Origin of the sequence: Frateuria sp., assembly GCF_035695185.1 — a bacterium.
Classification (GTDB): Bacteria; Pseudomonadota; Gammaproteobacteria; order Xanthomonadales; family Rhodanobacteraceae; genus Frateuria_A.
The window spans coordinates 1-3,086 of the sequence record NZ_DASSES010000044.1 but is presented as its reverse complement, the minus strand read 5'-3'; the positions used below and the strand labels follow the sequence as shown (position 1 = coordinate 3,086).

The 3,086-nt window shown below is 66.8% G+C and carries 4 protein-coding genes; 1 reads left to right on the top strand and 3 read right to left on the bottom strand.

Annotated features, from left to right (window positions below; genetic code table 11):
• Nucleotides 1-149: 149 nt before the first annotated feature.
• The 3 genes from VFH59_RS03260 to VFH59_RS03250 form a co-directional block, all read right to left on the bottom strand.
• On the bottom strand, nucleotides 150-572 hold the full coding sequence (locus VFH59_RS03260) for a type II toxin-antitoxin system VapC family toxin (RefSeq protein ID WP_325163454.1): 423 nt from the start codon (nucleotides 570-572) through the stop codon (nucleotides 150-152).
• Between the two features lie 7 nt (nucleotides 573-579).
• A complete protein-coding gene (locus tag VFH59_RS03255) occupies nucleotides 580-876 on the bottom strand; it encodes a hypothetical protein (protein WP_325163453.1) in 297 nt (98 codons plus the stop codon).
• Nucleotides 877-1,129: 253 nt separating this feature from the next.
• Nucleotides 1,130-2,215 carry an IS5 family transposase gene (locus VFH59_RS03250; protein WP_325163452.1) on the bottom strand — a complete coding sequence of 362 codons (1,086 nt, stop codon included), beginning with the start codon at nucleotides 2,213-2,215 and terminating at the stop codon, nucleotides 1,130-1,132.
• A gap of 199 nt (nucleotides 2,216-2,414) precedes the next feature.
• Here VFH59_RS03250 and VFH59_RS03245 point away from each other — a divergent pair, with 199 nt between their 5' ends.
• A complete protein-coding gene (locus tag VFH59_RS03245) occupies nucleotides 2,415-2,789 on the top strand; it encodes a hypothetical protein (RefSeq protein ID WP_325163451.1) in 375 nt (124 codons plus the stop codon).
• Nucleotides 2,790-3,086: the final 297 nt, after the last annotated feature.

Sequence of the window (3,086 nt, the reverse complement as noted above, 5' to 3'; positions counted from 1 at the left end):
TGGCGCGTTCCCCCGCTCGACGCGCCGCCCGATCGCCGGGGCTCGCCCCGGCGATCGGGCACCAGAGCGGACAACCCGAGTGCTACATGTACCGGACAAGTTGGAGTGCTACCAACAGGGGGGTTCGCTGGCGTGGGGGCGCGGGGCGGCTACGGCGCCGCCGTGACCAGTTCGACGCCGCTGGCCTGCGCCGCCCGGCGCAGCGCGCCGTCGCTGGTGGCAAGCGGCAGGCCGCGTCGCAAAGCGAGTTCCAGATAGGTCGCGTCATAGGCGGTCAGCCGGTGCGTGCGCATGAGGTGCAGCAGCGTGTCGAACACCTGCGCCGGCCGCGTCTCGTCCGCCACCAGGGGGAGCGCGTCCAGCAGCCCGATCGCTTCCCGCACCTCCGCCTCCGTGATGCGGTTGCGGCGCTCGGCGATGCCGAGGCCGTTGGCGATTTCGGTGTGCCAGAGCGTCGGCACCACGGCGCCGCGCGCCCCGACCAGGGCCAGCATGGCGTCGGCCGCCGGGGTCGCCTCGTCCTCGAACAGCCAGGGGAACACGAAGGAGGCATCGAGCACGCAGACACTCACGCCGCCCTCACCGCCGCCCCTCGCGGATCAGCGCGGCGGGATCGAGGCCGCCGAGCCGCTTGCCGACGCGGAAGGCAAGGATGCGGGCGACCGGCGTGTCGCCCGGCGCCTGCCCGTGCGCCGTGAGGAACTGGTCAAGCTGGACCTCGGTCGCGAAGCCGAGCAGGCGGCGCAGGTCGGGTCCGGTCAGGCGCCCGGCCTGATACTCGGCGAGGCCGAACGCCTCCAGCGCGCGGCGGGACACGTCACCGGGCGCGCCGAGGCGGGGCGCGAGGTCGTCGGGGATGGGAAGGGTGACGTTCATGGGCGGAGGGTAATGGCGGGGATGGGCGGGAGGCAAATGCCGGGCGTTCGGCGCCTGACCTGACCCGTTATATTTTTACAAGAGAAGCCGTACCGCGAGGCCGTTGGCAGGCGCCTAGCAGGCCGCTGAAAAGCGGGGCGAATTTCGGGTGATTGTTCGCTTTTCGGCGGCATTTGTGTGTGGCTGGTACATCCGGTTCGGTCTGATGGGCGATTTCCGTGGTGGATGGGCCGGTGCGGACAGACTCCCGGTATCATGCCGCCGCTCCGAGCAGCTTGGGCAGGCGGATCAGGTTGTAGGCGGCCATCGCGAAGATGAACTGCCAGTTGATCTTCGGCAGCCCTCGGTGCCGCGCCTTGCGCAGTCCGGCGACCGTCTTGGCCCAGCCGAAGGCTTCCTCGATGCGCTTGCGAATGCGCAGGCTGACCGCATAGCCCGGATGGCGCGTGGTTCGGCCATCAATCGCCGAGCGCCGCCCGTTGTCGTTCTGCGCCACATGCGGCGTGACGTTGATCTCGCGCATCTCGGCGACGAAGTCCTGCGTGTCGAAGCCCTTGTCGCCGCCGACGGTGATGCGCTGAGGCCGGTCGGCATGCGGTTCTATCAGGTGCTGCGCGGCCAGCCGTTCGGCATGTCCCGAGGCGCGGGTGGCGGTGGCACCGACGATCAGGCCGTTACGGTTCTCCATGAGCACGTGCCCCATGAAACAGAGCTTGGCCTCCTTGCCCTGCCCCTTGCGGTAGAGCCGGGCATCGGGGTCGGTGGTGGAGGCGTGCGTCTCGTTGCTCCGTTTCTGACCGTGGAAATCCTGCTCCCCGTTGCGCCCCGGATCGGGCGGCGGACCGGAGCCATCCTTCGGTCGAAAACTCTTGGTGCTCGCCCACGCCTCCAAGAGCGTGCCGTCCACCGAGAAATGCTCGTCCGACAGCAGCGCCTTGACCTGCGGTTGTGCCAGCACGGCGACGAGGAACTTGGTCGCGATGTCGCCGTCCAGCAGACGGTCGCGGTTCTTGGTGAAGGTAGTGGCGTCCCATACCGGATCGTCCATGCCCAGCCCGACGAACCAGCGGAACAGCAGGTCGAAGTCGATGCGCTCGACCAACTGCCGCTCCGAGCGGATCGTATAGAAGGCTTGCAGCAGCAGCGCCCGCAGCAGCCGCTCCGGCGGGATGGATTCCCGGCCGAACGGCGAATAGAGCGCATCGAACTCCGCCGACATTGCCACCAGCGTCGCGTTCACGATCTCCCGGATCGCCCGCAACGGGTGGTCGGCGGGCACCCGCTTCTCAAGACTCACGTAGCTGAACAGCTTGCCGCTGACCGCGTCGCTCCCGCGCATTCCCACCCCGTCAACCCATCGACAGGGTCACAGGGAATCGCAATTCAGCCCGCGCCGCCAGTGCCGAATTTCCGCAGCCTGCTAATATGGCCTGTACGTGGTGGATGCTCTCCGCCGCGCGGATGAGCCTCTCCACGCGGGCGCCTTGCGCCGGCCGTCCCCGGATGGCGGCGCATCAGTAATCATGGAGTACAGCTGCATGAACGCACGCATCGTTCTGGTGCATGACGATCTGCTGGTCGTCCAAGAGATCGCCGACGCGCTGCGTGGAGTCGGGCACAGCGTTGCGGCCACCACCGACAGTCTGCTGGCGATTGGCGTATTGGACACTGACCGCCCCATCGACCTGTTGGTAACACGGGTGTTCTTCTTGGCTGGCCGGCCAACCGGTCGGCCTCACGGCGTGACACTCGCGCGCATGGCGAAGCAACGTGAACCTGAGGCCAAGGTCCTGTTCGTCGCGTTACCTTGGAAGCAGCGCCTGATCGGCGCTCTCGGAGAGTTCCTGCCGATGCCGGTTGCGGCAACCGATGTTGTGCAGGCGGTTAACCAAATATTGTCGGCTCATTCCTGAACCGCTGTGGGGTTAAGCCAACTCGCATGGCCTCGTCTCGATGTTCCGTAAAAGCCACCGCCACCGACTGCGCCAGCGAGCCGGACGAAGGTTCGGCAGAATGGCACTTTTCTCCCTACAATCCGTTGTGGCCACAACGACTATTCGCAGTCGTCGCTCTGGCCCACGACGATCGAATGGGCGGCGATATCTCCGCTATCTGTCGGCGTCATTCAACTTCTCGGCTGCTGCGTCCCCGGAATCCTCCAAATGGGCTGCACGGCCCTCATATTCTGCCGCGAGTTGAAGGAGAGCGCT